This is a genomic window from Streptomyces jumonjinensis (assembly GCF_009600885.1).
In the GTDB taxonomy this organism is placed as follows: domain Bacteria; phylum Actinomycetota; class Actinomycetes; order Streptomycetales; family Streptomycetaceae; genus Streptomyces; species Streptomyces jumonjinensis.
Genome location: NZ_VCLA01000085.1, coordinates 1 through 24,596, shown reverse-complemented (window position 1 = coordinate 24,596; position 24,596 = coordinate 1). Strand labels below are relative to the sequence as shown.

General features: G+C 72.9%; 23 protein-coding genes, 4 tRNA genes and 1 pseudogene. 9 read left to right on the top strand and 19 right to left on the bottom strand.

What is annotated here, in order from left to right:
• The first annotated feature begins 127 nt into the window (after positions 1-127).
• A complete protein-coding gene (locus tag FF041_RS10260) occupies positions 128-685 on the top strand; it encodes a CGNR zinc finger domain-containing protein (protein ID WP_323372269.1) in 558 nt (185 codons plus the stop codon).
• 35 nt (positions 686-720) lie between these two features.
• Here FF041_RS10260 and FF041_RS37780 read toward each other — a convergent pair whose 3' ends face one another.
• Both FF041_RS37780 and FF041_RS10255 read right to left on the bottom strand, forming a co-directional pair.
• Positions 721-873, bottom strand: a complete 153-nt coding sequence (locus FF041_RS37780; protein WP_194291988.1) for a hypothetical protein — start codon at positions 871-873, stop codon at positions 721-723.
• Positions 874-1,139: 266 nt separating this feature from the next.
• Positions 1,140-1,586, bottom strand: coding sequence for a hypothetical protein (locus tag FF041_RS10255; protein WP_153522264.1), 447 nt, complete (start codon positions 1,584-1,586; stop codon positions 1,140-1,142).
• A 227-nt stretch (positions 1,587-1,813) separates the two neighbouring features.
• Here FF041_RS10255 and FF041_RS10250 point away from each other — a divergent pair, with 227 nt between their 5' ends.
• Positions 1,814-2,323, top strand: coding sequence for a DsbA family protein (locus FF041_RS10250; protein WP_153522262.1), 510 nt, complete (start codon positions 1,814-1,816; stop codon positions 2,321-2,323).
• Positions 2,324-2,335: 12 nt separating this feature from the next.
• On the opposite strand, the gene FF041_RS10245 is transcribed toward FF041_RS10250, so the two are convergent.
• The 3 genes from FF041_RS10245 to FF041_RS10235 all read right to left on the bottom strand — a co-directional run bounded on the left by FF041_RS10245 (position 2,336) and on the right by FF041_RS10235 (position 5,193).
• Entirely contained in the window at positions 2,336-3,181 is an 846-nt protein-coding gene (locus FF041_RS10245; protein ID WP_153522260.1) for a GNAT family N-acetyltransferase, read from the bottom strand.
• Between the two features lie 91 nt (positions 3,182-3,272).
• Complete coding sequence (locus tag FF041_RS10240; protein ID WP_153522258.1) at positions 3,273-4,103, bottom strand: aminotransferase class IV; 831 nt, start codon at positions 4,101-4,103, stop codon at positions 3,273-3,275.
• Between the two features lie 22 nt (positions 4,104-4,125).
• Positions 4,126-5,193 carry a chorismate-binding protein gene (locus tag FF041_RS10235; protein ID WP_194291987.1) on the bottom strand — a complete coding sequence of 356 codons (1,068 nt, stop codon included), beginning with the start codon at positions 5,191-5,193 and terminating at the stop codon, positions 4,126-4,128.
• 167 nt (positions 5,194-5,360) lie between these two features.
• Between FF041_RS10235 and FF041_RS10230 the strand changes: the two genes are divergently transcribed.
• The 4 genes from FF041_RS10230 (at position 5,361) to FF041_RS10215 (ending at position 5,732) form a co-directional block, all read left to right on the top strand.
• Positions 5,361-5,433: transfer RNA gene (locus FF041_RS10230), tRNA-Gly, on the top strand.
• Positions 5,434-5,469: 36 nt separating this feature from the next.
• Positions 5,470-5,543 (top strand) — tRNA-Cys (locus FF041_RS10225).
• A 1-nt stretch (position 5,544) separates the two neighbouring features.
• Positions 5,545-5,616 (top strand) — tRNA-Val (locus tag FF041_RS10220).
• 44 nt (positions 5,617-5,660) lie between these two features.
• Positions 5,661-5,732 (top strand) — tRNA-Val (locus tag FF041_RS10215).
• A gap of 56 nt (positions 5,733-5,788) precedes the next feature.
• Here the strand turns inward: FF041_RS10215 and FF041_RS10210 are convergent.
• The 4 genes from FF041_RS10210 to FF041_RS10195 all read right to left on the bottom strand — a co-directional run bounded on the left by FF041_RS10210 (position 5,789) and on the right by FF041_RS10195 (position 8,250).
• Positions 5,789-6,103: a TFIIB-type zinc ribbon-containing protein gene (locus FF041_RS10210; RefSeq protein WP_153522254.1), complete on the bottom strand. Its 315-nt coding sequence runs from the start codon at positions 6,101-6,103 to the stop codon at positions 5,789-5,791.
• 83 nt (positions 6,104-6,186) lie between these two features.
• Entirely contained in the window at positions 6,187-7,143 is a 957-nt protein-coding gene (locus FF041_RS10205; RefSeq protein WP_323391562.1) for a phosphotransferase family protein, read from the bottom strand.
• Positions 7,144-7,585: 442 nt separating this feature from the next.
• Positions 7,586-7,792: a hypothetical protein gene (locus tag FF041_RS10200; protein ID WP_153485944.1), complete on the bottom strand. Its 207-nt coding sequence runs from the start codon at positions 7,790-7,792 to the stop codon at positions 7,586-7,588.
• A gap of 188 nt (positions 7,793-7,980) precedes the next feature.
• Complete coding sequence (locus FF041_RS10195; RefSeq protein ID WP_153485945.1) at positions 7,981-8,250, bottom strand: hypothetical protein; 270 nt, start codon at positions 8,248-8,250, stop codon at positions 7,981-7,983.
• A 323-nt stretch (positions 8,251-8,573) separates the two neighbouring features.
• On the opposite strand from FF041_RS10195, the gene FF041_RS10190 reads away from it, so the two are divergent.
• The gene (locus tag FF041_RS10190) at positions 8,574-9,830 is read left to right on the top strand and encodes a serine/threonine protein kinase (RefSeq protein ID WP_153522250.1); all 1,257 of its coding nucleotides are present in this window, start codon (positions 8,574-8,576) and stop codon (positions 9,828-9,830) included.
• 66 nt (positions 9,831-9,896) lie between these two features.
• Here FF041_RS10190 and FF041_RS10185 read toward each other — a convergent pair whose 3' ends face one another.
• The 8 genes and pseudogenes from FF041_RS10185 to FF041_RS10150 all read right to left on the bottom strand — a co-directional run bounded on the left by FF041_RS10185 (position 9,897) and on the right by FF041_RS10150 (position 21,579).
• Positions 9,897-10,715: a TrmH family RNA methyltransferase gene (locus tag FF041_RS10185; RefSeq protein ID WP_153522248.1), complete on the bottom strand. Its 819-nt coding sequence runs from the start codon at positions 10,713-10,715 to the stop codon at positions 9,897-9,899.
• 213 nt (positions 10,716-10,928) lie between these two features.
• Positions 10,929-12,146 (bottom strand): annotated as a pseudogene (cobA, locus tag FF041_RS10180) (uroporphyrinogen-III C-methyltransferase); the annotation flags it as partial.
• A 429-nt stretch (positions 12,147-12,575) separates the two neighbouring features.
• A complete protein-coding gene (gene cobT / locus FF041_RS10175) occupies positions 12,576-16,178 on the bottom strand; it encodes a nicotinate-nucleotide--dimethylbenzimidazole phosphoribosyltransferase (protein WP_153522244.1) in 3,603 nt (1,200 codons plus the stop codon).
• Positions 16,179-16,522: 344 nt separating this feature from the next.
• Positions 16,523-17,752, bottom strand: a complete 1,230-nt coding sequence (cbiE, locus tag FF041_RS10170) for a precorrin-6y C5,15-methyltransferase (decarboxylating) subunit CbiE (RefSeq protein WP_153522242.1) — start codon at positions 17,750-17,752, stop codon at positions 16,523-16,525.
• Between the two features lie 279 nt (positions 17,753-18,031).
• Positions 18,032-18,667 carry a GNAT family N-acetyltransferase gene (locus tag FF041_RS10165; RefSeq protein ID WP_153485954.1) on the bottom strand — a complete coding sequence of 212 codons (636 nt, stop codon included), beginning with the start codon at positions 18,665-18,667 and terminating at the stop codon, positions 18,032-18,034.
• A 177-nt stretch (positions 18,668-18,844) separates the two neighbouring features.
• Positions 18,845-19,687: a MetQ/NlpA family ABC transporter substrate-binding protein gene (locus tag FF041_RS10160; RefSeq protein WP_323391559.1), complete on the bottom strand. Its 843-nt coding sequence runs from the start codon at positions 19,685-19,687 to the stop codon at positions 18,845-18,847.
• A 60-nt stretch (positions 19,688-19,747) separates the two neighbouring features.
• Positions 19,748-20,500, bottom strand: coding sequence for a methionine ABC transporter permease (locus FF041_RS10155; RefSeq protein WP_323391557.1), 753 nt, complete (start codon positions 20,498-20,500; stop codon positions 19,748-19,750).
• Positions 20,497-21,579 (bottom strand): methionine ABC transporter ATP-binding protein, encoded by a 1,083-nt coding sequence (locus FF041_RS10150; RefSeq protein ID WP_323391555.1) that lies wholly within the window; start codon positions 21,577-21,579, stop codon positions 20,497-20,499. Before FF041_RS10150 ends, FF041_RS10155 begins: the two co-directional genes overlap by 4 nt.
• Positions 21,580-22,254: 675 nt before the next feature.
• Between FF041_RS10150 and FF041_RS10145 the strand changes: the two genes are divergently transcribed.
• The gene (locus FF041_RS10145; RefSeq protein ID WP_153485956.1) at positions 22,255-22,614 is read left to right on the top strand and encodes a hypothetical protein; all 360 of its coding nucleotides are present in this window, start codon (positions 22,255-22,257) and stop codon (positions 22,612-22,614) included.
• 2 nt (positions 22,615-22,616) lie between these two features.
• Complete coding sequence (locus FF041_RS10140; protein ID WP_228388124.1) at positions 22,617-23,087, top strand: hypothetical protein; 471 nt, start codon at positions 22,617-22,619, stop codon at positions 23,085-23,087.
• A gap of 21 nt (positions 23,088-23,108) precedes the next feature.
• On the opposite strand, the gene FF041_RS10135 is transcribed toward FF041_RS10140, so the two are convergent.
• Both FF041_RS10135 and FF041_RS10130 read right to left on the bottom strand, forming a co-directional pair.
• Positions 23,109-23,612, bottom strand: coding sequence for a GNAT family N-acetyltransferase (locus FF041_RS10135; protein ID WP_153485957.1), 504 nt, complete (start codon positions 23,610-23,612; stop codon positions 23,109-23,111).
• Between the two features lie 282 nt (positions 23,613-23,894).
• Positions 23,895-24,596 (bottom strand): glycerophosphodiester phosphodiesterase family protein (locus FF041_RS10130; protein WP_267133183.1); only part of this gene is annotated, 702 nt, incomplete at its 5' end.

Sequence of the window (24,596 nt, the reverse complement as noted above, 5' to 3'; positions counted from 1 at the left end):
AGTGGATGTATCGGCGTCGTCACAGCGCATTTCCAGCGCGGTGACGGCGCCGATACGCATGAGCACGAACCGCTAGAGTCAGCGCTATTTGACGGGCACCGGCCCGCAGTAGGCCAGGGAGCGAATCGTGCTGATCCCCCACGACACCAGATATGCCCTCGACGCGGTCATCGATCTGGTGAACACCGCACCGGACAATGATCAAGCCGAAGGGCTGGCCGATGTCACCGCGCTGAAGGAATTCGTCCGCCGGCACGGCATCAGCGATGTGGGGGAACTGACTCCCCGGGATCTGAAGGCGTTGCACGGGGTGCGCGCCCGGTTCGCGGAGGTCTTCGCGGCGACCGGGAGCGCGGTCGCCGCCGAGCTGCTCAATGAACTGGTGGCCTCGGCGGGCACCACCCCGCAGCTGACCGACCACGACGGCTACGACTGGCATGTGCACTACTTCGCGCCGGGCGCCTCGGTGGCCGACCATGTGGCGGCCGACGGCGGTATGGCGCTGGCCTTCATCGTGGTCGCGGGCGAGCTGGAGCGGCTGCGGCGCTGTGAGGCGCCGGACTGCGGGCGTGCCTTCGTCGATCTCTCGCGCAACCGGTCGCGCCGCTACTGCGACAGCCGCACCTGCGGCAACCGGCTGCATGTCGCCGCCTACCGGGCACGCCGCAAGGAGGCGGCCGGCTGACCACCGCCGGGCCCGCACAGCAGGAAGCCGGGCCCTCACAGCAGGAAGAGGTCATGGAGCGCGGCCATCAGAAGCAGCAGGCCGATCACCGTGAGGAAGATCATCAGAGGTGGCTGGGAGAGCGCGAAGAGACAGCCTCGCGGCTCTTTCGTGGGTGCGGGGGCATCGCCCCTGGAGGTATCGAGCATCTCGGGGCGATGATGACGCAGCGGGCGTCCCCGCCGATGCCCAACACGCGCCGAGATGGCGGGAGTTCATTCCCTCCCGGGTGCTTACGCGGCGCATTCCGGACATGTTCCGAGTCGTTCCCCGATGCGTTCCGGGCAGGCTTCGATCTCTTCCGGCCACACGCCGGACACTTCCGGACCGGGACGGACGGGACGGACGGGACGGACAGACCGGGCGGCGCGCGCCCTTCCGTCAGAGGGCCGCGAGGCCGCCGGGCCGGGATGCCTCAGATGCCGTGCTTCTTGAGGATCGCCTCGATATCGCTGAAGTCGTCCCCCGCGCCCGCTGACGTGGGCTTCGCGGCGGAGCGGCCGGACGGACGGCTTCCGCCGCGGCCGAGGGAGGGCGCTGAGGCGGCGGGGGCCACGGCCTCCCGCTGTGCGGCTCCGGCGGCCTTGCGCTCCTTACGGCCGCCGCCCGAGCGCCGTTCGACGGCACGGGTGGTGGAGAACAGCGCCCACGCGCCGCCCAACAGGCCGAAACCGACCCATGCCGTGGGGCTGAACGCCGTGTCCACGGCCCAGCCGACCGCTCCGGTCAGCACCAGACCGAGGGGGATCAGGGAGTAGGCGGCGATCCGGGTCGCCGCCAGGAAACGCTTGCGGTACGCCGTGATCGCGGCGACGCCCAGGCCCGCCGCCGACCCCGCGGCGCAAATGGTCTCGGCAATCATCCGGTCCTCCAGGATTCGGCGGGCATGAGCGGTTACGTCTCTTCCATCCTGCACCGACCGGCGGTGTGCGGGCGACGGCCCGGGATCACCTCAGGGATAACTCGGGGACGGGATCATCCCCAGGTCCCGGTGGGGGGACGGCGGACCGGCCCGGGTACCGGGTCCGCTCCGGAGCGGTGGGTGGGGTCAGGTCGGGGCGCCCGTCGCCGGGCTGGGAGACTGGGGCCATGAGCGACTCCACCACCGGCCTCCCCGTCGTCCTCGACGTATGGTGCGACCTCACCTGCCCCGACTGCCGTACCGCCCTCGACGATGTGCGCGCGCTGCGCGAGCGCTACGGCGACCGGCTGGAGGTGCGGCTGCGCCACTTCCCCCTGGAGAAGAACAAGCACTCCTACGCCGCCGCCCAGGCCGCCGAGGAAGCCTTCGCCCAGGGCAGCGGGCGCGCGTACTACGAGACCCTGCTCACCCGGGTCGAGGAGCTGAGGGAGCAGGGCGAGCCGTTTCTGCTCACCGCCGCCCGGGCCCTCGGCCTGGACGCCGAGGAATTCGACACCGCGCTGATCGACGGCAGGCACATCCTGACGGTCGACGCCGACCAGGCCGAGGGCAAGGCGATCGGGGTGACCGGCACCCCGACGTATGTCATCGGCGGTGAGCGTCTCGACGGCGGCCAGAGCCAGGACGGGCTGCGCGCCCGGATCGAGGAGATCGCCGACTCGCTGCTGAAGGGCTGACCCCGGCGGCGGTCACAGCAGCTGTTTGAACCAGTGGACGGCCTCCGTCCGGTAGCCGAGCGAGGTGTAGAGCCCGAGCGCCGGGGCGTTGCCCGCGAAGACATGCAGTCCGAGCAGCCGCGTCCCGTCCTCCAGCGCACACCGCTCGGCCAGCAGCATCAGGGTGCGGCCGTGGCCCTCGCCGCGGCGGCCCTCCACCGTCTCGACCTCGTACACGTACGCGCCCGGCTCGCCGGGGAGGACCTCGCGGCGGCCCAGATAGAGATGGCCGACGCGCTCGCCCGCGTACTCCAGCACCAGCAGCCGCACGCCCCGCGTGGCGAGGCCCTCGGGCAGCCCGGCGGTGCGGTCCGCCTCGGCCTTGGCGCGCGCCTGCGCCTCGGTCAAGCCGCGCTCGGCCCAGCTCCGGGCGTAGCCGAGCAGCCCCGTCTCCCACCACACCGCGTACTCGGCCCCGGTCATCGGTCTGGCCCGGGCGCCGTCCGGCAGCGCGGGCGGACGGTCGCCGAGCGTCTTGGCCATGCTGCGGCTGCGCTCGGTGTAGCCGAGCGCCGTGGCCAGCCGGGCGGCCCCGGCCGCCGCGGGCGGCACGGACGCCTGCACCTGGGCACAGCCCCAGCCGCGCAGCACCTCCTCGGCGGCGAGCGCGGCGACCGTGCCCCGGCCCCGGCGCCGGTCGGCCTCGTCGATCCGGAGCGAGCGGATGGTCCCGGCCGCGGTCCCGGGCCCGAGTGAGGGCAGAGTGGCGATCTCGATCGTCCCGACGGGGCGGCTGTTGTCGCAGACCAGATAGGTGCGCGACCGCGCGCCGTCCGCCTCCCGCTGAAGCGGCCCGTCCGGCCGCAGGGTGGTGGTCATCAGGGGTGTTGTACCGGTCGCGGGGCCGTGCGTCACGCGCTTTTACGAGAGTGCCGCCCGCGTCACCCGTGCCCCGGCTCCGGGCGCCGTCTCAGGTGAGCTCCGGGTCCCAGTCCGCCGCCGAGCGCTCCTCGAAGATCCGTACGGCCTTGGCCGTCACCGGTCCCGGTGCGTCCGCGAGCGAGCGGCCGTCGACGCGGTGCACGGGCTGGACATCGCGCAGGCTGGAGGTGAGGAAGACCTCGTCGGCCCGTTCCAGCACGTCGAAGGGCAGCTCGGTCTCCTTGGCCCCGGTCCAGCGCACGGTCAGCGCGCGGGTGATGCCCGCGAGGCAGCCGGAGGAGAGCGGCGGGGTGTGGATCTCCCCGTCGACGACGACGAAGACATTGGAGCCGGTGCCCTCGCAGAGCTGTCCCACCGTGTTGGCGAGCAGCGCCTCGGTCGCGCCCTGCCCGGCCGCCCTGGCGAGGGCGACCACGTTCTCGGCGTACGAGGTGGTCTTCAGCCCGGCGACCGCGCTGCGCTCATTGCGCGTCCAGGGGACGGTGATCACGGCAGTGCTGTCGGCGGGCGGGGTGCGCTCGCCGAGCGCCACCACCAGGGTCGGTCCCGACTCTCCCCGCTCGGAGCCGAGCGGGGAGAGACCGGCGGTGTAGGTGATCCGCAGCCGGCCGCGGGCCGTCGGGTTGGCTTCGAGTACGGCGGCGCAGGCGCGGCGGGCCTCGTCGTGGTCGGGCTCGGGCAGTCCGAGGCCGAGGGCGGAGCGGGTGAGCCGTTCGAGATGGAGGGTGAGCGCGAAGGGCCGGCCGTCGACGGTCTTGGCAGTCTCGAAGACGCCGTCGCCGACGGTGAGGCCGTGGTCGAGCACCGAGATCCGGGCGTCGTCCGCGTCCCTGAGCCCACCGTTGACCCAAAACTTCATCTGGCTGGTCCTTCCGTCTGCCTCACAGGCCCCTGTTCTGTCGCACAGGCCCCTGCTTCTCCGGCGAAGACGCTATCGCGAGCAGCCGGGCGGCCTTGAGCTCGGTCTCGTCCCATTCGCGTTCGGGGTCGGAGCCCCAGGTGATTCCGGCCCCGGTGCCGAACCGCAGCACCGCGCCGCCGACGGGGGTCCGGTCGATCCAGAAGGTGCGTATGCCGACCGCCAGCTCGCCCGTGTGCCGGTCGGCGTCGACCCAGCCGATGCCGCCGCAGTACGGGCCGCGGGGAGCGGTCTCCAGCGCCTCGATGATCCTCAGGGCGCTGGATTTGGGGGCTCCGGTGACCGAGCCGGGCGGGAAGGTGGCGCCGAGGAGCTGCTGCCAGCCCTCCTTCGGGCCCAGTTCGCCGCGTACGGTCGACACCAGATGGACCAGTCCCGGGTGGGCCTCGACGGCGCAGAGGGCCGGGACGCTCACGGATCCGGTGGCGCAGACCCGGCCCAGGTCGTTGCGGACCAGGTCCACGATCATGACGTTCTCCGCGTGGTCCTTCTCCAGCAGATCCCCGGCGGTGCGGCCGGTGCCCTTGATCGGCCCGGATTCGACCGTCTCGCCGTCGCGCCGCAGATAGAGCTCGGGGGAGGCGGTGGCGATCTCCACTCCGTGGGAGGGGAGGCGAATCGTTCCGGCGTAGGGAGCCGGGTTGCCGCATGCGAGCAGCGCGGTCAGCGCGTCGACGTCGGCCGCCGCCGGGTCGGGCAGCGGCGCGGTCAGCACGCGGCAGAGATTGGCCTGATAGACCTCGCCGGCCGCGATGTGCTCGCGGATACGGCGTACGCCCGCGATGTACCCGGCCCGGTCGAGCGACGAGGTCCAGTCGCCCCTCCCGGGTCCGCGCCAGCGCCCGGGTACGGGGGCGGGCCCCGCCTCCGTACGCACATCGGCGAAGCGCGCGCAGGTCAGACCGCCTTCGAAATCGGCGGCGACCGCCCAGAAGCCGGCGGAGTCGAGGGCTTCGGGGTCGCTGGTGACATCCCGGAGGCCGGTGGCGACAAGTCGCCCGAAGCGGGCGAGAGGAACGAGGTCGTGCACGTCTGCGAGTCTATGACCGGCGCGGATGTCCGGTCGGCCGCCGGCCCGTCGGGCGCTGCGCGGCGAACACAGGTCAGCACGCTGCGGAAACGCGTTTTTGTACTGGCTCAGGAATCCGCTAGAGTTCAACACGTCGCCGGGACGCGGAAGCGAAACGGAAAAGACAGGCGGACGTGGCTCAGTTGGTAGAGCATCACCTTGCCAAGGTGAGGGTCGCGAGTTCGAATCTCGTCGTCCGCTCGATGTAGGGGGATCTTCCCGACCCCCCGCACTCCGGGTGGAGTGGCCGAGAGGCGAGGCAACGGCCTGCAAAGCCGTCTACACGGGTTCAAATCCCGTCTCCACCTCCAAGGACGATTAGCTCAGCGGGAGAGCGCTTCCCTGACACGGAAGAGGTCACTGGTTCAATCCCAGTATCGTCCACTGAATCCGCAAGGATTCCTCTCCGGTCTCAGACCGGGGTCCCCGCGCGATTAGCTCAGCGGGAGAGCGCTTCCCTGACACGGAAGAGGTCACTGGTTCAATCCCAGTATCGCGCACTGACCGGAACCCCCGGCCGTTTCCACGGCCGGGGGTTCCGTCGTCTGTGGGTCGCTCAGGACGAGAAGAGCATCCGGCCGAAGCCCCGGTTGTTGCGGTGGTGGCCGTGGCCGCCCTGGTGACCGCCGTGGTGGCCGCCGTGCTGCGGGGCGCCCCAGGCCGGGGCGGGCGCGGCCGGGTACGCCTGCGGGGCGGGCGCGGCCGGCGGAGCGGCGGGCGGCGCCTGCTGGGTCCACTGGGACTCCAGCCGGGTCAGGGCCTCAAGCTCGCCATAGTCCAGGAATATCCCCCGGCAGCCGCTGCACTGCTCGATCTGGACGCCGTTGCGGTTGTAGGTGTGCATCGGTGCATGGCACTTGGGACACTGCATGGTCGTACTCAGCTCCTCGCCGATCGATCGTCACCGCCGGAATGATCTCGGCGGACGAGAGCAGCCTACGACGGGTCGGCACGCTACAACTCGGGCGGGAGGCAGGCGATTCGGTCACATGCGTCGATGACGGCCTCATCGACCTCGTCCGGCGCGCGCCGCTCGGCCGCGGCGCGGGCGAGGGCGAGCGCCGCCGACTGCACGGTCAGGGCGCGGGCGGGGATGTCCAGCCGCGCCCAGGGGTCGCCGTCGCGGTCGACCGCCGGGCCGTGCGCGGCCGTGTACGCCCCGAGGAACCGCTGCCAGACCTCCGGGGCGAGCAGGCCCGCCGCATACCAGGCGGCGGGGCGGGCCAGGTCCCAGGCGGGGTCGCCGAGCCCGAGGTCGTCGATGTCGATCAGCAGCCAGGGGCCGGCCGGGGCGGGATGGCGGACGAGCTGCCCCAGATGCAGATCGCCGTGGCAGAGGACATCACGCCGTGGTGGGGGCGCTTCGCCCCTGGTCCAGGCAGGCAGCCCGGCCCACGCCCGCTCGACGGCGTCGGCAGCGGCGGCCGGGTGCTCCCCCGCCGACGCCCGCATCCGGGCGATGGCCCGTACCGCCTTGGCCGGGCCCCGCATCGGCGGGAGCGGCCCCGGCAGCTCGCCGGGCGGGGTGGAGTGCAGCCGGGCGAGCAGCGCCGCGGCCTCCTCCCAGGGGGCGGAGTCCGGGTCGCCGGGGTCGACGGGCAGACCGTAGGGCCAGGCGGTGACGGGCCGCTCGTGCAGCTCTCGCACCGGCAGGGGCAGCGGCGGCAGCAGTATCCCGGCGAGCCGGGGATGCCGTGCGACGGCGAGCCGCGCGCGGTGCCCGGCCGGATCGGTGACCGGGTCGTGCGCCTTGGCGACGGCTTCCCCGTGCCGTACGACGAGCCCGCCGTCCCGGTCCGCGAGCACGGTCTCCCCTCCGCCGCAGGCCCCTCGGCAGGACGGCGAGTCGTCACCGGGATGCGCCGCCCGGCGGGCGGCTGAGGTGAGTGCGGTGACGAGTGCGGTGCTCACGATCTCCCCCGACGGCATAACGGCGCTGCCCGCGAGCCTAGGGCGTGCCGTCGACGCCCCGTCCGCCGGGCCCGTGCGGGGGCCGGGGGCCGAGGGCCGGGGGCCGGGTGCCAGGGGCCTGGTGCCAGGGGCCTGGTGCCAGGGGCCGGGGGTCTGCCGTGCCGGAGTACGCGGGCCTTGCGGAAGAGCGTGGAAGACGGGGCGCGAGCCTTGCCGAAGAGCGCCGAGGACGCGGGCGCGAGCCTGCCGACGAGTACGGAAGACGAGGCGCGGGCAGGCGGTCCCACCGGGGCGGAACGGGGCCGAACGGGGCCGGACAGCGCTATGGCCGGTCAGCTCCCCAGCTGACCGGCCATCGCTGCCGTCCGCCGCACCCCCGTCCCCACGGGGTTATGGCCGGATGTCCCCGACCCGGACCGCTCTTCCGGGTCCGGAGCGCCGCTCAGCGCCCCAGCATCACGCCCACGGACGACGCTTGTGTGACCACCGCTTCCCAGCCGCCGAAGGCGACTACGAGCAGGGCCGCCAGGGGAAGGACCATGGCCGTCGCCACCAGGGGGTGGCGCTGTCCGGACCGGCTGCCGCCGAACGCGGCGTACGCCCTGCGTCCCTGCGTGCGGATGATCGTCCGCGATGCCGTGTCCGCCATGGTTCCTCTCCTGTCGTATATGGCAGCGGCGGGTGTCTGACCTCGGGGGACGAGTGCTGCACCCGCCGCTTGACCTCAACACTAGGCAACGGCCGGGACCCCGGCGTCATGCCCGCGTACCGATTGCCGGGCCTCCCCGAGGATGAGCCGCCCGCCTCTCATGTACTCCCCTGGGTGGAGAAGCGGTCCTAGGACTTGGGGTCTTCCCTGAGGGGACGCTCCCGGGGGAGGTCTCCAGGCGCTTCGGCGGGCACCGGCTGCTCCACCAGAGCGAGCACCCTGGTGGCCATGAAACGCGCCGTCCGCACCACCGATCCACTGCGGGTGACTTCGCTCACTTCCACCACCCCTCTGCGCACAGCGGTCTCCACCCGCCGCCCTGCCCGGCTTGCCACGACTTCGTACGTACGGGTGGTGTCTCCGGCGTCCACCACTATCTCCACGCGGTCACCCTTCATCGATCCAATCCCCCTTCGGCGATGGTCCGTTGAGATCTCGCATAAGCCGGGGCCGCTGGACCCTCCGCGCCCTGACCACTCCTCAAGTCTCCCACCCGGCACTGACAATCGATCGGCCCCCGAGGGCGCGGCCTATGAGCGCACCGGGGCAGGGGTACGTAAGCTGGGCCACGGCGAAAATGGACGATCAGGCAGCGGGATGGGTCCTTCACTCACCCGCTGGACAGGGGTGGGGCTCGCTCCCACCCGCTCAGCAGGGGCGGGGTGTTCCCCCGCCGCAGGCAGGGGGGTGGGCGGGTCCCACTCCCAGGTAGGGGACGGACATGGCGATGATGCGGCTCCGGCGCGAGGATCCGCGTGTCGTCGGCTCGTTCCGGCTGCACCGGCGGCTCGGGGCGGGCGGGATGGGCGTCGTCTATCTGGGATCGGACCGGCGCGGCCAGCGGGTCGCGCTGAAGGTGATCCGGCCGGATCTGGCCGAGGACCAGGAGTTCAGATCGCGCTTCGCCCGCGAGGTCTCGGCCGCCCGGCGCATCCGCGGCGGCTGCACGGCCCGGCTGGTGGCGGCGGATCTGGAGGCGGACCGCCCGTGGTTCGCGACCCAGTACGTCCCCGGGCCCTCGCTGCACGACCGGGTGGCCGAGGAGGGGGTCCTCCAGGCCGCCGAGGTCGCCGCCGTGGGGGCGGCGCTCTCCGAGGGTCTGGTCGCGGTCCATGAGGCCGGCGTCGTCCACCGCGATCTCAAGCCGTCGAACATCCTGCTCTCCCCCAAGGGCCCCCGCATCATCGACTTCGGCATCGCCTGGGCGACCGGCGCGAGCACCCTGACCCATGTGGGCACGGCGGTCGGCTCCCCGGGATTCCTCGCGCCCGAGCAGGTGCGCGGAGTCGCCGTGACGCCCGCCACGGACGTCTTCGCGCTCGGCGCGACCCTGGCCTACGCGGCGACCGCCGACTCCCCCTTCGGCCAGGGCGGCTCCGAAGTCATGCTCTACCGCGTGGTCCACGAGGAGCCGCAGCTCCAGGGAGTGCCCGACGCGCTGGCTCCGCTGCTGCGCGCCTGTCTCGCCAAGGACCCCGAGGAACGCCCCAGCACCCTTCAGCTCTCCATGCGGCTCAAGGAGATCGCGGCCCGCGAGGCCCAGGGGCTCTCCGAGGCCAGGCCCCCGGTGCAGCGGGAGCGCACCGACCCCGACCGCCCCACCGCCCGCTATCCGGAGCGGGTGCAGCGGACCGAGCGGCTGGAGCGGGCGGAGCGGGCCGAGCGGCGTACCGCCGGGGGCTCGGGGCCGCACCCCCACCCGCCGCGCACCGGAGGTCCCCGGACGGGCGACCCGCGCACCGGAGGGGCTCGTACCGGCGGTTCCCGTACCGAGGGGTCGCGTACCGGCGGCGCGCGGCCCCAGCCGTCGCGCAACACCGGCCGTACGAACGGCCGTCAGGGTTCCAGGCCCGGCGCGCGCACAACCTCCGCCGGGCGGCGGCCGGCCAATCCGAGGCTGCTGCGGCAGCGGATCGTCGTCTTCGTCGTGGTGACCCTGATCGTGGCGCTGGGCATCGCCGCCGCGCAGCGGCTGTAGGGTTCGCCGCCCCGGCGGCCCGGTGAAAGACCTCAGCCGGGGGCGGCGGCCCAGCGACCTCAGCCTTCAGTTCCCGGGGCGGCCCGTGGCGACCGCGTAGAAGGCCACCGCCGCCGCCGCGCCCACATTGAGCGAGTCCACCCCGTGCGCCATCGGGATGCGCACCCAGGCGTCGGCGGCCCGCAGCGCCCGGGCGGTCAGCCCGCTCCCCTCCGCGCCGAGCATCAGCGCGACCCGGTCGAGCCGGTGCGGCGCCGCGTCGTCGATCGAGACGGCCTGCTCGTCGGGGGTGAGGGCGAGCAGCCGGAAGCCCGCCTCGCGGACCGCCTCCAACCCTGAGGGCCAGGTGTCGATCCGGGCGTAGGGGACCGAGAACACCGCTCCCATCGACACCTTCACGGAGCGGCGGTAGAGCGGGTCGGCGCAGTCCGGCGAGAGCAGCACGGCGTCCATGCCGAGGGCCGCCGCGCTGCGGAAGATCGCGCCGATGTTGGTGTGGTCGTTGACCGACTCCATGATGACGACCCGGCGGGCCCGTGTCAGCAGTTCCCCGGCCGCCGGCAGGGGCTTGCGCTGCATGGAGGCGAGCGCTCCGCGGTGTACGTGGTAGCCCGTGACGCGCTCGGCGAGCTCCGGGCTCACCGCGTACACGGGTGCGGGCAGTTCGTCGATGACGTCCCGCAGCGCGTCGACCCACTTCGCGGAGAGCAGCATCGACCGCATCTCGTAACCGGCGTCCTTGGCACGCCGGATGACCTTCTCGCCCTCGGCGATGAAGAGGCCCTCGGCGGGCTCGCGCCTACGGCGCAGTTCGACGTCGGTCAGACCGGTGTAGTCGCGCAGACGCGGGTCGTCGGGGTCCTCGACGACGATGAGATCGGCCATGGGTGGTACCGCCTTCGCAGGGGTGTGGCACCGGCGCACGGCCTACGACCGGTGCCGGGTGGGGATGCTGGAGACAACACGGGGCGCCCGGCCCGTCAGGGAGGTCCGGGAGGCTCGTCACGGCGTGGGGCGGGCCGGGGCGGCGTCAGTACCGGAGTCAGTACCGGTGCCGGAGTCAGTACCGGTGCCGGTGCCGGTGCCGATCCCGGTTCCGACTCCGACTCCGACGACCTCGCCGATCACGATCACGGCCGGGGGGCGTACCTCCTCGGCGGCCACGGTGTCCGCGACGGTCGCGAGCGTGGCGTCCACCCGGCGCTGGGCCGCGGTGGTGCCCTCCTGGATCACGGCGACCGGGGTGTGCGGGTCGCGGCCCCCCGCGACCAGGGCCCGGGCGATGGCGCCGATCTTGTCGACGCCCATCAGGACCACCAGGGTGCCGCGCAGCCGCGCGAGCGCGGCCCAGTCCACCAGGGAGCGTTCGTCGTCCGGTGCGACATGGCCGCTGACCACGGTGAACTCATGGGCGACCCCACGGTGGGTGACCGGGATGCCGGCCGCCGCGGGCACGCTGATGGAGCTGGAGATCCCGGGGACCACGGTGCAGGGGATGCCCGCAGCCGCCAGCGCCTCGGCCTCCTCCATGCCGCGCCCGAAGACGAACGGATCGCCGCCCTTGAGCCGGACGACCGCCTTGCCCGCCTTGGCATGCTCGATCAGGGCCGCGTTGATGGCCTCCTGGGCCATGAAACGGCCGTACGGGATCTTCGCCGCGTCGATCACCTCGACCTGCGGGGGCAGCTCGGCCAGCAGATCGCGCGGGCCGAGCCGGTCGGCGATGACCACGTCGGCCTCGGCGAGCAGCCGGCGGCCCCGGACGGTGATCAGGTCCGGGTCGCCCGGGCCGCCGCCGACGAGAGCGACGCCGGGCGTCCTCGTACGGTGGTGCGGCGCCGCGATCGTCCCGTCGCGCAGACCCTCCACTATGGCGTCGCGGAGGGCGGCGGAGCGGCGGGGGTCGCGGTCGTGCGGGTCGGCCGTGAGCACGGCGACGGTGACGCCCTTGGAGCGGCCGCTGGCCGGGGTCCAGGCCGTGGCGGCGTTGGCGTCGTCGGAGCGTACGCACCAGACGCGGGAGCGCTCGGCCTCGGCGGACGCCTGGGCGTTGGCCTGGGGGTCGGTGGTGGCGATCAGGACGTACCAGGCGTCGGCGAGGTCGCCCTCGGTGTAGCGGCGGCGCTCCCAGCGGATCTCGCCCGCGGTGGCCATGGCCTCGACGGAGGGGGTGGCGGAGGGGGAGACGAGAACGATGTCGGCGCCGGCGGCGATGAGCGCGGGGAGCCGGCGCTGGGCGACCTGGCCGCCGCCGATGACGACGACGCGGCGTCCGGAGAGACGGAGTCCGACGGGGTAGGCGGGGTGATCAACCATGACGGGGACTCCTCGGGCGATACGGGCGCGCTGTGTTCTGCGGGGGTGGGGGAAGCGTGGCAAGGAGCCGCTGCGTCGGCGAAGCGGCTGGTGGGGCACTGTCTCGCGGCCAACTTTACGGTGCGGGCGGGGGCGCGTCCGTACCCTGCCCCCCCCGGGGGGCGGGGCCTTGCCCCCCGGGGGGGGCGCCTCGGGCGGGCCTGGGCCGGGGGCGCCGAGCTGGGGCCCGGAGGTGTCGTCGTCCGTCGGCGGGGCGGGGCCTGCGCGGGGTCGCCCGGCCGGGGGCGAGGCGAATGGGGTTCCCCCGGGCTCGTCCGGGGGAACCCCACGGGGCGCCTTGTGTACTGCCCGCCTTGACCGGCGCGGGCCCTGGTCGGGGGCCGGCCCCGAACCCCCGCGCCTCGATCGCCGGCGAGGCTCGATTTGGAGCTACTTCTCGGTCACGCCCGCCGAATCGAACGTCGCGACCTCGTGCATCGCCCTTGCCGCGCTCTGCACCACCGGCAGCGCCAGCAGCGCTCCCGTCCCCTCGCCGAGCCTCAGATCCAGGTCGACCAGGGGTCGCAGCCCGAGCTTGTTCAGCGCCGCCACATGTCCGGGCTCCGCGCTGCGGTGTCCGGCGATGCACGCCGCCAGCGCCTCGGGCGCGATCGCCCGGGCCACCAGCGCCGCCGCCCCGGCCGAGACCCCGTCCAGCAGCACCGGCGTACGCAGCGAGGCGCCGCCCAGGATCAGGCCGACCAGCGCCGCGTGCTCCAGGCCGCCCACCGCGGCGAGCACACCGATCGGGTCGGACGGATCCGGCGCGTGGAGCTCCAGCGCACGGCGTACGACATCGACCTTGCGCGCGTGCATCTCATCGTTGATGCCCGTGCCCCGGCCGGTGATCTCGACCGGGTCCACACTCGTGTACACGGAGATCAGGGCCGCCGAGACGGTGGTGTTGGCGATCCCCATCTCACCGGTGAGCAGCGCCTTGTTCCCCGCCGCGACCAGGTCCCGCGCCGTCTCGATGCCGACCTCGATCGCCGACAGCACCTCTTCCCGGGTCAGCGCCGGGCCCGTGGTGAAGTCCGCCGTGCCGGGGCGCACCTTCCGGGGCAGCAGCCCGGGCGTCGCCGGGAGATCGGACGCGACGCCGACGTCGATGACGCAGACCTCCGCGCCGACCTGGTTGGCGAAGGCGTTGCAGACCGCGCCGCCGCCGAGGAAGTTCGCGACCATCTGGCCGGTGACCTCCTGGGGCCATGCCGTGACTCCCTGGGCGTGCACCCCGTGGTCGCCCGCGAAGACCGCGACCGCCGCGGGCTCGGGGATCGGCGGCGGACACATCCGGGAGAGCCCGCTGAGCTGCGCGGAGATGATCTCCAGCATGCCCAGGGCGCCCGCCGGCTTGGTCATCCGCTTCTGCCGCTCCCACGCCTCGCCGAGCGCCTTGGCGTCGAGCGGGCGGATGTTGGCCACGGTCTCCGCGAGCAGATCGTGCGGCTCCTCGCCGGGCAGCGCGCGGCGGCCGTATGTCTCCTCATGGACAACCCAGGAGAGCGGGCGGCGCTTCGACCAGCCCGACTGCATCAGTTCGGGCTCCTCGGGGAACTCGTCCACGTATCCGACGCAGAGATACGCCACGACCTCCAGGTGCTCCGGCAGCCCGAGGGCGCGGACCATCTCGCGCTCGTCGAAGAAGCTGACCCAGCCGACGCCGAGCCCCTCGGCCCGCGCGGCGAGCCAGAGGTTCTCCACCGCCAGCGCCGAGGAGTAGGGCGCCATCTGCGGCTGGGTGTGCCGGCCCAGCGTGTGGCGGCCTCCGCGCGTCGGGTCCGCGGTGACGACGATGTTGACCGGGGTGTCGAGGATCGCCTCGATCTTCAGTTCCTTGAACTGCTTGGCCCGGCCCTTGGGCAGCGACTTGGCGTACGCGTCGCGCTGGCGCTGGGCGAGTTCGTGCATCGTGCGCCGCGTCTCGGCGGAGCGGATGACGACGAAGTCCCACGGCTGTGAGTGGCCGACGCTGGGAGCGGTGTGCGCGGCCTCCAGAACCCGGAGCAGCACCTCGTGCGGGATGGGGTCGGCGCGGAAGCCGTTGCGGATGTCCCGGCGCTCGCGCATGACCCGCAGTACGGCCTCGCGCTCGGCGTCGTCGTACCCGGGGGCGGGCGGGGTCCGCGGCACGGCCGGGGCCTGCTCGGCCTCGGCCTCGGGGGCGGTCTCGGGGACGGCGGGGGTCTCGGGGGCCGGGGCGGCGTCGGGGACCGGGATCGCCTCGGGGACGGGAGCGGTCTCGGGGGCGGTCTCGGGAGCCGGAGTCGCCTCAGCCTCCGGAGCCGGGGCGGGAACGGGGGTCGCCTCAGCCGCCGGGGCCGTCTCGGGGGCCGGAGTCACCTCGACTGCCGGGGCCGTCTCAAGGACCGGGGCCGCTTCGGAGACGGAGGCCGTCTCAGGGGCGGGTACGAGATCGGGAGCGGGGACGGCCTCAGGCGCCGGGGGGGCCTCGGCGGCGGGGGCTGCCTCCTGGACAGGGGCCGTCTCGACAGCGGGCGCCGTCTCAGGGGCCGGGAGAGCCTCAGCCGCGGGGGCCGCCGGGACGACGGGGGTCGCCTCGATCATCGGGGCTGCCTCGGAGACGGGGGGCGCCTCGGGCGCGGGAACCGCCTCGGGCGCGGCGCCCTCTTCCACGGCGGGGATCGCCTCGGGAACAGGCGCCGTCTCGGGAACAGGGGTCGCCTCAGGTGCGGGGGCGGCCTCAGGTGCGGAAACAGAAACCGCGTCGGGCACGGGAACCGTCTCAGGCACAACGCCCTCTTCAGGAGCGGAGACCACCGCCTCGGGCACAGCGCCCTCTTCAGGAGCTGAAGCCGTCTCCGAGGCGGCGACCGCCTCGGTGGGCGGGGCCGGAGGGGCGGGCTGTTCAGCGGAGAGCTCGACCGCGGCGGGGGGAAGCGGCTCGGACACCGGTTCCGGCGTCACGGCTGGTTCCGGCTCCGGCTCCGGCACCAGCACCGGCACCGCAGCGGGCTCCGTCCGAGGAGCGCTCGCCCCCGGCTGCTGCTCGGGCGCCTCAGCCACCGGCGCGGCTTCGGGCTGAGCCTGGACGATCCGCTCCGGCTCGGGAACCACCACCACCGCCGGCTCTGTCACCGGCGCGGCTTCAGGCTGCTGAACCCGGACGGGCTGCGCCGCCGGCTGCTGCTGCTGCTGCTGAGCCTCCTCGGCGGGCTGCGGCACGGCCTCCACGGGCGCGGGAACCACGACCGGCGCCTGCGCGGGCTCCGGTCTCTCGGCCGCCGGGGCGACCGGGGCGGGGGGCTCGGCCACCGGGACGACCGTTTCTGCTGGGGCGGCCACAACTGCCGGCTGGGGAGCCTGCGGCCCCCACGGGGCCCCGGCCTGCGGCGGGATCTCCCCCAACTGCGGGCCCGGCAGCACCGGCTGCGGGTCCTCGCGCGGGACGTCGGCGTGCTCCGCGCCGGTGGCGGCCGGCCCGGGAAGGGGCTGCGCGGTCAGCGGGTGCGACGGCACGCCCGCCGGGCCGCGGTCGGCGAGCGAGCGCACCACGCCACCGGAGTTGTCGGGCAGCGGCGGGCCCATGTGCAGCGGACGCCGGGCGGACGGCGGCATCGCTGCCGGAGCGGGCTGCTCGACGACGGCGGACGCCATCGCGGCGGGCTGCTCCTCGACGGCCGCGGGCACCGGCGCCATCCCCTGGCCCACCGGCTCCGCGACGGCCTGTATACCCGGCTCGGGCACGCCCAGATCCGTCGGCGCGGCCAGCTCGGGAGCCGGGACCACATCCGGGGCTGCGGCTTCCGCGCCCGGCGCGAACTGCTCCGGCTGCGGCGCGGGCGGCACGATCTGAGGATCGCTCCACGCCCCCTGCGCCCCGGGCATCAGCAGCAGATCGTCCTCTTCAACACCATGCGCGGAGGGGTCCAGGAAGGTGTAGGCACCGGAACCGGGCATGCCCGGCTGCTGCTCCACCACGCCTGCGTTCTCCGGCAGTCCCTCGCCCGGGACCTGGCCGGTGTCAGTCATGCGTACCCCTCGCCCATCGGTTGTGAATTCTTCGCTCAGCGCCCGGACGCACGGTCATGGCACACCCGACGCTCGTCAAGAAGAACGAGCGCGTGCGCCACGCGGCACGATCGCCCCGGGAGCTCCCAGCATTCTCGCGGCCGTTCGCGGTCATGGCAGGGAGATCCGCCACGGTCCGCTGTGGGCTGCGCCACGTTGCGCGTCCCCCGGTTGCGACGTACCACGAACCGGAGTGAAACGGCACTGCTTTTCCGGTCCGTCCGGTCATCGGCGAACAGGGCGACGATGGGCCGGAGTGCGGTACAACGATCGGCCAGCCTACCTCGCGCCACTGACGTCCAAGGTCATGGGGCGCGGTCCGGAGCCCGCCCCGAGAGCAGGAAGACGACGGATCGCTCACGCTCTTCCCAACCCCTCGGATCGAGCTCCACACACTGGAGCAGCGCGCACTCCACGGTGTAGCCGCCGCTGGTCAGCGCGGCGCCGATCGCCTCGGCCTCGTCGCGGTTGGCGGCATGGGCGACGATGCGCTCGGGGCGGCGGTCGGCGCAGGCGGCGACCACGGCGGCTCCCCCGCCCCCGACCCGTACGACATCGGGTTCGGGCAGCCGCTCCAGCACCTGCGGCGCGTGCCCGTGCACCACTTGGGCCTGTACGCCCGCGCGGCGGGCGGCGGCGTCGGTCCGGGTGCAGGCGGCCAGGTCCGAGTCGACGGCGATCACGGCCGCCCCGAAGCGCGCCGCGTCGGCGGTGAACGCCCCGCTGCCGGAGCCGATGTCCCAGACCAGATCGCCGGTGCGCGGCCCGAGGCGGGCGAGTTGCGCGGCGCGCAGCTGCTCCGACTCGCCCTCGCCGAGCGGCTCGGCGCCGGCGGCGCGCGTGGGCAGCGCCCAGCCGCGTACGCCCCCCGGATAGCCGGGCTCATGACCGGCGATCCACCCGCCGCCCGTCCCGGCCGTGCCGGCACCGCCGCCGCCGCCGATCACGATGACGACGTTGGGGTCCCGCCAGACATGGTCGGCGGCCTTGTCGGAGGTGAGGACGGTGACCTGCTCGCGGGCGGTGCCGAGTTCCTCGCAGATGACGAAGGTGCGGTGGACTCCTTCGAGCAGCAGCGCGAGCTCCGCCGGGCCCGCGCCCGGGGAGGTGAGGACGGCGACCTTGGGATGGGCGCGGCAGACGTTCACGGCGCGGCGCAGCGTACGGGGGTGGGCGACGACGGTGCGGGCGTCGTCCCAGGGCATTCCGGCACGGGCGAAGGCGGCGGCGACGGAGGAGACGGCGGGGACGACCTCGACCTCCAGGCCGTGTTCGGGTGCGCGCAGGGTGCGTACGACGCCGAAGAAGCCGGGGTCGCCGTCGGCGAGTACGACGGCGCTGCCCCGGTGGCCCGCGATCCGCCGGGCGGCGATGCTGACGCTGCCGAGGCGGACGCGCTCGGCGCGTTCGGGCACTTCGGGGAGGGCGAGGTGATGGGCCGCGCCGGCCACCAGGGTGGCGGCGGAGAGCGCTGAGCGGGCCGCGGCGGTGAGTGGCGAACCGTCCCAGCCGATCACCGTGACGCGGTCGGTCATCGTCGTCAGTCTCCCTGGTGTCGTCGCAGATGGGGTGGCCCAGGACAGAGCGGGCAGGCTGAGGTTACCCGGATCGGGCGTTCCCTGGGCCGGATCGGCCCCGGGTATCAGGTCCTCCGGGGCGGATCGGCCGGGGTGTCCGGCGACAGTCGCGTCTCCTGGACCGGATCGGCCCGGGTGTTCGGCCGCTGTCGCGTCCTCCGGGCCGGATCGGCCCGGGGGTCCCGGTCGCCCGGAGTCCCGGTTCGCCCTGAGTGCCGGGGCCGGGCGGGCGTGGGCTCAGTTCAGCTCGGTGAAGGAGGCGTAGCCGAACTCCGCCATGTCGTCCGTGCCGCCCTCCAGGTCCTCGGGCAGCAGGCTCCAGACGATCAGATCGGTGCGGGTCCCGGCCCAGCCGCCGTCGTCGGTCCGGGTCCGGGCTATCCACGCGCTGCGCAGTACGCCCTCGCTGATGGCTCCGGTCTTCTGGGCGACCTGCTGGGAGGCGGTGTTGCCGGCGGCGGTGCGCAGCTCCAGCCGTTCGAATCCCTGGTCGTGGAAGAGCCATTTGGCGGTGGCCAGGAGCGATTCGGTGGCGTATCCCTCACCGCGCGCCCAGGGGGCGGTGACATAGGTGGCCTCGGTGGCCCGGGTGCGCCAGTCGGTGTTGCGGAGGCCGACGGCCCCCACCAGCCGCTGGGTGAGGAATTCGGTGACGGCCAGGGCGATGCCGCCGCCTCCGGTGCGCTCGGCGGGGGCGAGGGCGTGGACCCAGCTCTCCGCGTGGGCGGTGGTGTAGGGATGGGGCGCGGTGGTCCAGGCGGTGATCTGCTCGTCGTTCATCATCTCGGTGTACGCCGGGATGTCGGCCTCCTCGAAGGGGCGCAGCACCAACCGATCCGTACTGATGGACACGTCCGGGAAGGTGGTAGTCATGCGCCGCTCCGTAACCAGGGGCCTGCTGTAGCCGGTACCGGGGGTTTACCGGAAGGCCCAGCATGCAGCATGGGTTGTTCGAACCGCACCACAGGGTGCCGAAGTCGTGCGAGAGGCGGAGAGCCGCGGGCCCCGCACCCCGGTCGAAGGGGTGCGGGGCCGGGCGCGGCCGGCGGATCAGAAGGCGGGGATGACGGAGCCGTCGTACTCGTCCTCGATGAACTTCTTCACCTCGGGCGACTGGAGCAGCTTGGCGAGCTTCTTGATCTGCGGGGCGTTCTCATCGCCCTTCTTGACGGCGAGGAAGTTGCCGTAGGGGTTGTCCTCGGCGGATTCCAGGACGAGGGAGTCCTTCTTGGGGCTGAGATCGGCGTCGACGGCGTAGTTGCCGTTGATCACGGCGGCGTCGACCTCGTCGAGGACGCGCGGGATCTGAGCCGCCTCCAACTCCTTGAACTGGAGCTTCTTGGGGTTCTCCGCGATGTCCTTGGGGGTGGCCTCGTTGCCCGCGCCGGGCTTCAGCTTGATCAGGCCGTTCCGCTCCAGGAGCTTGAGGGCACGGGCCTCGTTGGTGGTGTCGTTGGGCAGGGCGACGGTGGCGCCGTCCTTGAGGGCGGTGAGGCTCTCGGTCTTCTTGGAGTAGACGCCGAGGGGCTCCAGGTGGACCGTGACGACGGGGACGATGGTCGTCCCGTTCTTCTTGTTGAAGTCGTCGAGGTACGGCTTGTGCTGGAAGTAGTTGGCGCCCACCTCGCCGTTCTGGGTCGCCGTGTTGGGCGTCACATAGTCGGTGAACTCCTTGACCTCCAGCTTGCGGTCTTCCTTGGCGGCCAGGTTGTCCTTGACGTAGCCGAGGATCTCGGCGTGCGGGACGGTGCTGGCGGCGACGACGAGCGTCTTGTCGGCGGAGCCCGAGCCGGCGACGGAGTCGGAGCCGGCCTCGGTGCCGCAGGCGGTGAGTCCGAGGGCGAGGGCTCCGGTGGCCAGTACGGCAGTGGTGATCTTGATGGTGTTACGCACGAAAAGTGCCTTTCTCCATGGGTGGTACGGGTGGTACGGGGTACGGCCCGGTGGGCCGGGTCAGCTGGTCTTGGCGGGTCCGCCGGTGAGGGGCTCGGCGGACTTGGGGGACGGGCTCGCCTTGAGGAGCCGCAGCCTGGGCGCGGTGCTGCCGCGTCCGCGCCGGTGCAGGCTCCGGGCGGCGTAGTCCCCGGCGAACTGGATGAGCGAGATGACGACGGCGAGGATCGCGACGGTGATCCACATCAGTTCGGTCTCGAAGCGCAGATAGCCGTAGCGGGTGGCGATGTCGCCGAGGCCGCCCGCGCCGACCGCGCCGGCCATGGCCGAGTAGCCGATCAGCGCGACGACGGTGGTGGTGGCTCCGGCGATCAGCGAGGGAAGCGACTCGGGCACCAGAACCTTCCGTACGACGGTCCAGGTGCTGCCGCCCATCGACTGCACGGCCTCGACCAGGCCGCCGTCGACCTCGCGTACGGAGGTCTCGACCAGCCGGGCGAAGAACGGGATCGCGCTGATCGCGAGCGGCACGATCGCGCCCTCACGGCCGATGGTGGTACCGGCGACCGCCTTGGTGAAGGGGAGCAGGGCGACCATGAGGATGATGAACGGCATCGACCGGGTGATGTTGACGATCTGGCCGAGCACCTTGTTCACCAGGGAGTTGCTCAGCAGGCCGCCCCGGTCGGTGAGGACGAGGACGATGCCCAGCGGGAGTCCCGCGGCGACCGCGATGGCGGCGGACCAGCCGACCATGTAGAAGGTGTCCCAGGACGCCTGCTCCAGCAGCGGGCGCATCTCCGACCAGGTCACTTGGCACCTTCCTTGACAATGGGGGCGGCACAGTCGGCGACAGCTGGGGCGGCACGGTCGGCGACAGTGGGGGCGGCACGGTCGGCCACCTCGACCTGGAGTCCCTGTTCGCGCAGGAAGCCGATCGGGACGACGTTCTCCTCGAACCGGCCGGGCAGCTCGATGCGCATCCGGCCGATCTGCCGGCCGCCGACGGTGTCCATCGCCGCGCCGAGGATGGAGATGTCGATGTTGTAGGTCCGGGAGAGCTGGGAGATCACCGGGCGGGTGGCGGCGTCGCCGTGGAAGGTGACGTCCACGACCGTGCGCCCGGGGTCCGAGGCGTCGCCGCTGACGGGGAAGAGGGCGGCTGCCAGTTCGGAGCCGGGGGTGGCGAGCAGTTCGCTGACCGTGCCGGACTCGACGATCCGGCCGTCCGCCATCAGCGCGGCGGAGTCGCAGACGGTCTTGACGACGTCCATCTCATGGGTGATGAGCAGGACGGTGAGTCCGAGGCTGCGGTTGAGGTCGCGCAGCAGCTGGAGGATGGAGCGGGTGGTCTCGGGGTCGAGTGCGCTGGTCGCCTCGTCGGAGAGCAGCACCTTGGGGTCCCCGGCGAGCGCGCGGGCGATGCCGACGCGCTGCTTCTGGCCGCCGGAGAGCTGGCTCGGATATGCCCTGGCCTTGTCGGCGAGGCCCACCAGGTCGAGGAGTTCGAGCGCCTTGCGGGAGCGCGCCCGTCCGGAGTGGCCGAGGATCTCCAGCGGCAGTTCGACGTTGTCCTGGACCGTGCGCGTGGAGAGCAGGTTGAAGTGCTGGAAGACCATGCCGATACGGCTGCGGGCGGCGCGCAGCTCCTTGCCCGCGCGCGGTCCGCGCCCGGCGAGCGCGGTGAGGTCCTGGCCGTCCACGGTCACGGTGCCGGAGGTGGGGCGCTCAAGGAGGTTGACGCAGCGGATGAGCGAGGACTTTCCGGCGCCGCTCTGCCCGATGACGCCGTACACCTCGCCCTCCCCGACATGGAGATCGACGCCGTCCAGGGCGGTGATCTCGCGTCCTCGCGAGCGGTAGACCTTGGTGAGGCCCGTTGTGGTGATCACTGGGATGTCCGTCACTGTCGAGTGCGCGGCAGGCTTCCTCGCCGGGCACGGGGCGTTCGTCTTCCGGGGTTTCTGTGGTCGGAACGCGGCACGGTCGCACCGGGGCCCTGGGGGCGGCCGGAGGGGGTCGACACATGCGCGGCGCGGCGGCGGTCCGGGTGACCGGATCAAACGGCCGCGATTCTCACTTCGGGGCGCGAGGCACAGGCAGGGGCCCTCAGAAGGCGCACATTCGACACATACAACGAGCACCGGGCGTTGCGTTCGCCTCGGTCGCAAGGATGCGGCTGCTCGTCGTGGTCATGTCGGTCAGTAAACCAGATGGCTCTCACCGCCGATCAGGGCTGTCCGAATACCGGACAGTTCGGCGCTCCTGCGCGGGACGGCCCGGCGGCCGGCGGCGATCGCCCTGGATTCGGCGCTGACCTGCGCGGACAGTGCCGAGCGATCGGGTGCGACCGGATACGGCCGGGGCGGCGATGGGCCCGGAGCGCTGCCGGGTTGTGGTCAAGGCCACGGCATGCAGGCCACGGTCCCCGTCCGGGACTCGGAGCCGGTGTACCGGATGTCCGTGATGTCCTTAGGTGCTGGGCCTGCCGGCCGTGCGGGGCCGGGCCTGCCGACCGTGCGGGGCCGCGCGCACCGGCCCCCGCGGCCCGTAATACTCTCGGGTCCATGCTTGACGCCCTGACGGTCGCGGTCGGTGTGACCGCGCTCGCACTCGCCGCCTGGTGCGGTTTCGCCGCCTACCGCGATCAGCCGACCAAGGACTGGCACTTCATCGGCATGGCCGTGGTGTCGCTGCTGGCGCTGGCGCAGCTGGTGGTGGGGATCGTGCAGCTGGCACGCGGCGAGAAGGCGCACGGCGGCTCGACGATCTTCGTCGTCTATCTGATCGGGGCGTTCGCATCGGTCCCGGCGGCCGGTTTCCTCTCGCTGGCGGAGCGCACCCGCTGGGGTTCGGCGACGGTGGCGGCCGGCGCGGTCGTGCTCGCGGTGCTCGAAGTCCGGCTCTACGACATCTGGGGAGGCTGACGATGGCCGAGCCCGTCACCACGGCGCACGGAGAGCGGCGGAAGGAACCGCAGGGACGGGCGGAACGGACCAGGCTGGTCACGGGTCCCGGGCTGCTGCTGGTGTGGCTGTACTCGGTGATGTCCGTGGGCGCGGTGTCGCGCTCGGTCTACCAGATCCTCACCGACTTCGGCACGGCCCCGCTCGCGCACTCGCTCTCCGCCATCGCCGCCGTGGTGTACGCCTTCATCACCTACACCCTGGTGCGCGGCGGAGAGACGGCCCGCAGGGCGGCGCTGGTCTGCTGCGCCGCCGAGTTGGCCGGGGTGCTGATCGTCGGCACCTGGACGGTGCTGGAGCCGTCCGCGTTCCCCGATTCCACGGTGTGGTCGGAGTACGGCATGGGCTATCTCTTCATTCCGGTGCTGCTGCCCGTCACGGGGATGCTGTGGCTGCGCCGCTCGCGCGGCCCGCAGCCCGTGGCGGCGGGTTGACGGCTCCCGCCGTCCGCATGCCTAGGCGCTGGTGACGTACGCGGACGCCGTGGCCTCCTTCTCCAGGGTGACCAGGGTGAGCTTCGGGCCGATCTGCTCGCGGGAGACCGGGACATAGCCGCGGCTGCGGTAGAGCCGGAGATTGCCCTCGCTGCGGTGGCCGGTGAAGAGCTGGAACCGCTGCGCGGCCGGCTCCCCGGCGAACTGGTCCTCGATCGCGTCGAGCAGCCGTCCGCCCAGGCCGTGGCGTTGCATCCGGGGATGCACGATCAGCTTGGAGATCCGGGCGGTGCCGTCCGCCTCGACCCGGCCGCGTACCGAGGCGACCACCTCGTCGCCGAGCCGGGCCACCAGGGCGTGTCCCTCGACGATCTCGGTACGCAGATCGTCGAGCGACTGGGTGAGGGGCTCGATGGCGTAGTCGCCGTACAGCTCCGCCTCGCTCTGGTAGCAGAGATACTGGAGTTTGAGGATGTGCTCCGCGTCCTGCGCCCGCGCCGCTGAGATGGTCACGCTCATGCCCATGTGCGCATGCCTCCCGCTCACCTGTTCCGTCCGGTTGTCTAACGCTCCATTCCCCCCTGCGCAGGAGCCGCAACCTCTGTCGCGAGCATTCTGCGCGGAGATCCCAGGCCACGGGAACGCCTGGGCGAGGACTTCGTTGTGAGATTCCCGACCCTCCTGCGATTTCGCGGCGCACGGGCCCGTCCCGGGGCGACATCACCATCAGCGGCGGCGGCGCCACCGAGAGTGCCCGGCCGGACCGGCGGCCGGTCCGGCCGGGCACCCGGGAGCGGCCGGGCCCGGTCAGTCGCCGAAGTCGGCGGCGGCGAGCAGCCCGGTGTCGGGGTGATCGGTGAAGATGCCGTCGATGCCGGTCGCGAAGTACCGCCGGTAGGCGGCGAACACATCGCCGTACTCATTGGCCGCGACGGCCGGTTCGAGACCGTGGTCGCGCCGGAAGTCGAGCGGCAGAAAGCTGTTCTCGTTCCGCAGGGTGTACGGGTGGAGTATCAGGCCCTCGCGGTGGGCGTCGCGGACCAGGGTCGTCGGTTCGCCGAGCCTGCCGCTCGCGTCCTTGGGGATGACCAGGTCCAGCGTGGGTCCGATGCCCTGGGCGAAGGAGGAGATCCACGCCAGCCCCTCGGGCTTGACCAGATCGGCGACCGTGCGCGGGTCGCCCGCCTCGACGAAGTCCCAGGGCCGCTCGGACGCGGCGGAGAGCAGCACCACCCGCGGCGAGGAGACGAGCTTCGCCATCCGCCGCATACTGCTCGGCTCGAAGGACTGGAGGAACATCGCGGAGTTCCGGCGGTCCCGGCCGTAGCGCCGCAGCAGCCGGGCGAGCGGCTCCTCCAGGCCGAGCCCGAGCGCGCGGAAGTAGCTGGGGTGCTTGGTCTCGGCGTGCAGCCAGACGGGGCGGCCCCGGCGGCGGCCCTCCTTCTCGGCCCAGCGCAGCACCTCCTCGAAGGTGGGAATGGTCCAGCGGCCGTTGTAGAGGGTGTTCTT